This window comes from Desulfofundulus sp. (assembly GCF_049701015.1).
Lineage (GTDB): Bacteria > Bacillota > Desulfotomaculia > Desulfotomaculales > Desulfovirgulaceae > Desulfofundulus.
On record NZ_JBNATZ010000227.1, the window covers coordinates 1 to 4,046 of the forward strand.

The 4,046-nt window shown below is 53.1% G+C and carries 4 protein-coding genes and 2 pseudogenes; 5 read left to right on the top strand and 1 reads right to left on the bottom strand.

From position 1 onward, the window contains the following. From ACPLUI_RS12030 to spoVT, 5 genes and pseudogenes are all read left to right on the top strand, one after another. Positions 1-748 (top strand): annotated as a pseudogene (locus ACPLUI_RS12030) (anaerobic carbon-monoxide dehydrogenase catalytic subunit); the annotation flags it as partial. Positions 749-763: 15 nt separating this feature from the next. Continuing rightward, complete coding sequence (locus ACPLUI_RS12035) at positions 764-1,285, top strand: 4Fe-4S dicluster domain-containing protein (protein ID WP_424660502.1); 522 nt, start codon at positions 764-766, stop codon at positions 1,283-1,285. Between the two features lie 273 nt (positions 1,286-1,558). Then, positions 1,559-2,632: a YeiH family protein gene (locus tag ACPLUI_RS12040; protein ID WP_424660503.1), complete on the top strand. Its 1,074-nt coding sequence runs from the start codon at positions 1,559-1,561 to the stop codon at positions 2,630-2,632. Between the two features lie 23 nt (positions 2,633-2,655). After that, positions 2,656-2,802, top strand: a complete 147-nt coding sequence (locus ACPLUI_RS12045) for a hypothetical protein (protein ID WP_424660504.1) — start codon at positions 2,656-2,658, stop codon at positions 2,800-2,802. 200 nt (positions 2,803-3,002) lie between these two features. Further along, the gene (gene spoVT, locus ACPLUI_RS12050) at positions 3,003-3,563 is read left to right on the top strand and encodes a stage V sporulation protein T (protein ID WP_424660505.1); all 561 of its coding nucleotides are present in this window, start codon (positions 3,003-3,005) and stop codon (positions 3,561-3,563) included. Between the two features lie 106 nt (positions 3,564-3,669). Here spoVT and ACPLUI_RS12055 read toward each other — a convergent pair. Then, a pseudogene (locus tag ACPLUI_RS12055) lies at positions 3,670-4,046 on the bottom strand (hypothetical protein); the annotation flags it as partial.

Genomic DNA, 4,046 nt, shown 5'->3' on the forward strand with positions numbered 1-4,046 from the left:
TGAAACCGCCCGCGAGATTATCCGCCAGGCCATCGAAAATTACCCCAACCGGGACAAAAACCGCGTTTTCATTCCTCAAGAAACCAGCGAATATGTGGCTGGTTTCAGCGTGGAAGCTATTTTAGGTGCGCTGGGAGGTTCCCTGGCACCGCTCGTCGGGGCGATTAAAAACAAATCAATCAGGGGAATTGCCGCTCTGGTGGGCTGCAATAACCCGAAAGTCACCCAGGATTACAACCATGTAAACATGGCGAAAGCCCTGATCGCCCGGGACGTGCTGGTGGTCGAAACCGGCTGCGCGGCCATTGCCAGCGCCAAGGCCGGACTCCTTCTGCCGGAAGCGGCGGAGCTTGCCGGGCCGGGCCTGGCCGGTGTCTGCCGCACACTGGGTATCCCGCCCGTTTTGCACATGGGTTCCTGTGTGGATATCAGCCGGATCCTGGTGGTGGCAGCGGCCATTGCCAGAGAGCTCGGTGTGGATATTGCCGACCTGCCGGTAGCCGGGGCAGCGCCCGAGTGGATGTCGGAAAAGGCGGTGAGCATCGGCGCCTATGTGGTTGCTTCCGGGATCTTCACCGTTCTGGGCACTGTACCTCCCGTACTGGGGAGCAGTGTGGTGGCGGATTTGCTCACCAGGCAGGCGAAAGACCTGGTTGGTGGCTATTTTGCGGTGGAAACCGACCCCTTCAGGGCAGCTGAGTTAATCATCGCGCATATTGATGATAAACGGGCCGCTCTGGGCATTTAGGGGGGGGTGGGGAGAATGCCGAAAGAAGTTTTAATCCGTTTTGACCGCTGCCTGGGCTGCCGTTCCTGCCAGCTGGCCTGTGCCGTGGCCCACTCCAGTGCGGGCAGCCTCCTGGCTGCCGTCTCAAATGGCGAAAAACCCCGCGCCCGCATTTTTGTCCACCAGGTGGGTGGATACAAGGCCCCTCTCAACTGCCGGCACTGCCTGGACGCCCCTTGCATTGACGCCTGCATTGCGGGAGCGATGCACCGTCGGGAGGACGGCACGGTGACCAATGTGGGTGGGGAACAGCAGTGTACTGCCTGCTGGATGTGCGTGATGGTCTGCCCGTATGGTGTAATCCGTAGCGATGCCCGGGGTACCATGGCCCTGAAGTGCGATCTGGAGTGCCGCGGTGAAACCGGGATACCGGCCTGTGTACGCGCCTGTCCCACCGGGGCCCTGGTCTATGACGAGGTGGACGGCTACAGCGGGCGGCGGCGGTTCGATGTTTTAAACCGCGTATTGAGCAACGTGCAGGATTTTATGCATGGATAAAGGGAGAGCTAACCATCACCATTAAACATCCCTGTCAACATACCCGGGCAGAAAAGTACGGTTCACCGGTTCCTTCAGTAAACTGGAGTTATATGTTCACAAACTGCAGGGTGATAATATAAACAGCGAAACCCCCACTCGATGTCCTCGAGGAGGGGGGCTTTTTTTAAGGCCTCTTTTTTGATAAAATTTTATTTCAGATACGTTTTTTAAGGTGGGGTCCCGGCTTTGAAGGCATCCTTTTTATTAAAAACTTTTCCCGGGATTTTCCTCATGTGTATGATTGCCTTTCTGGCCCGGGGAGGGGTTGATTTGGGATTACCCTGGTGGCCGGGATTGGAAAATCTTCTCGCCACCGGTCCCCTGGCCAGGAGGCTCTTTATTGATATTCTCCACCTGAACCACATCCTCATTTCAATTGTCCTGGGCATGCTGGTGGGGAATCTCCTGGGGATTCCCCGCTGGGCGGCACCGGGTATTCAAACTTCCAGCCTGTTCATTAAAATAGGCGTTATCTTGCTGGGTTCGTTATACAGCGTTGCGGACCTGGCCAGGCTGGGCAGCACGGCTGTCATCATTATCGTCAGCTTTATTCTGCTCATGCTGTTATTTACCATCTGGTTGGGAAACAGGGTGGGTATGGACCCGGCCGGTGCCGCCACCCTGGCGGCAGGGACGGCGGTATGCGGTGTTTCGGCTATTCTGGCCACTGCTCCGGCAGTGCGGGCAAAAAATACCGACGTGGTTTATTCCATTGCCACTATTTTGTTCTTCGGATTGGTTAACCTTTTTGTTTTTCCGGTGGTCGGGACACTGCTGGGTTTGACTCCACACCAGTTCGGTGTCTGGGCAGGCACGGGCATAATGAATTCCGGTCAGGTTCTGGCGGTATGCCTCACTTTTGACCCCGGTACGGTCACCCATCCTTCGGAAAGCCTGAAAACCGGGGAAATCTACAACCTGACGCGGGTAATTTTCCTGCCTTTTGTGGTCCTCTTCCTGGCTCTGTATGCCAGCCGCCACTTCACGCCGGAAGAAGAAGTGAATATCAATACCGGCCTTTGGAGCAGGTTTCCCGTTTTTGTGCTGGGCTTCCTGGCCATGGTTTTTCTTACTTCCTTTGGCCTTCTGGGGCCCACTTCTCCTCCTTCCAGGGAACTCACCATCATCCGGCACCTGTACAGCTGGTTTTTTGCTATCGGTCTCGCCGGCCAGGGGATGCGTATATCTCTGGTCGAATTGAGGCGGGCGGGGAGCAAGCCGCTTGTTGTGGGTACAGTGGCCGCTTTTTTAAAGGCCCTGCTGGCCCTGGTTGTTGTACTTTTGTTTGTGCCGCATAAGCCCTGAAAGGAACAAGAGGGGGTGGACGATTGTTGCTTTATGAGGATAAAAACGGACATTTTCCGGAGGAGGATGAAGGAGAACTTTACTCCGTGTTTGTTACGGAGAGGCTGGAGGATTACCTGGCCCTTTCTATTGCGGCTGTCCTCGTGATTATTATTTTGCTGTTTTTCTGACAAAATATGGCGAAGTAATTTTCAGTAGATTATGATAAAGAGCATTTTATAGCGAAAACGAGAAAAAAAGCCGTTGTCCACAAAAATGAAAAATATTTGTTTTACATTGGAAAAAAATGAATAAGTCCTTACCTCCTGTTATATACTATCACTGGAAAGTTCAATCGTGCCAGATCGCAAAAAGGGAGGGAAGGGTGACCATGAAAGCAACGGGCATTGTTCGCCGCATTGACGATCTAGGAAGAGTAGTAATTCCCAAGGAAATCAGAAGGACGCTTCGCATCCGTGAAGGGGACCCTCTGGAAATTTTTGTAGACAGGGAAGGCGAGGTAATCTTAAAAAAATACTCGCCCATTGGCGAGCTGGGTGACTTTGCCAAAGAATATGCCGATTCCCTGCATGAGGCTCTGGGGCACATAGCCTGTATTGCCGACCGGGATACCATTATTGCCGTTGCCGGAGCGCCCAAAAAAGAATACCTGAATAAACCTATTGGTGCGGCCGTGGAAAAAGTGATGGAAGAGCGCAAGGCAGTGATCATCAATAATCCCGGGGAAACACCCTACTGCAAGGAATGCCTGACTGCGGAAGAAGGGGAATGCAAGTATTCAGCCGAGGTTATCGCTCCCATCATCGCCGAAGGTGATCCCATTGGAGCGGTGATCCTGGCCTCCAGGGAGCCGGACGTCAAAATGGGCGAACTGGAGTTGAAGCTGGCTGAAACGGCTGCTGGCTTTCTGGCAAAACAAATGGAACAATAAAAGGTGGCCTGCCGGCCACTTTTTTTGTCGGTGCTTATCCCGGCTGTTTTCTGTCTGGTGAAACAAGTATTCTGGTGCGGGGGCAACCTCTTCCTTACATTTTTCTTTACCATGCCGCCGGAATATTTTTTTCATCTACAATGGCAAAGGTATAGCCTCTGGATTTCAGCAATTCAATGATCTTCGGTAAAGCTTTGATTACGGCTTCCCGGTTCTCGATGTAATGTCCCAGGGTTGTATTGGGTGACGCCTTCAAGGTATTCAGTTGCGTTCCGTCGTGAAGCATGATGATGGGCGTTATGTGCAGTTTCTCCACCTTATTCAACCCGTTGAGCACATTGTTGTACACTTGCCCGGGTGTCACGCCCCGGGGGTTGTCATCCCCACCCACTACATTCCAGCCAATTGAATAATAACCGTTGTTTTTTATAGCCTTCCAGAAAACCGGTTTGAGGTTCTCCGGCCCGCCTGGGGCGCGGAAAA

What these genes read in the sequence shown, in the direction of transcription:
- ACPLUI_RS12035 (WP_424660502.1), top strand. Translation starts at nt 764, where the DNA reads ATGCCGAAAGAAGTTTTAATCCGTTTTGACCGCTGCCTGGGCTGCCGT.
- ACPLUI_RS12040 (WP_424660503.1), top strand. Translation starts at nt 1,559, where the DNA reads ATGTGTATGATTGCCTTTCTGGCCCGGGGAGGGGTTGATTTGGGATTA.
- spoVT (WP_424660505.1), top strand. Translation starts at nt 3,003, where the DNA reads ATGAAAGCAACGGGCATTGTTCGCCGCATTGACGATCTAGGAAGAGTA.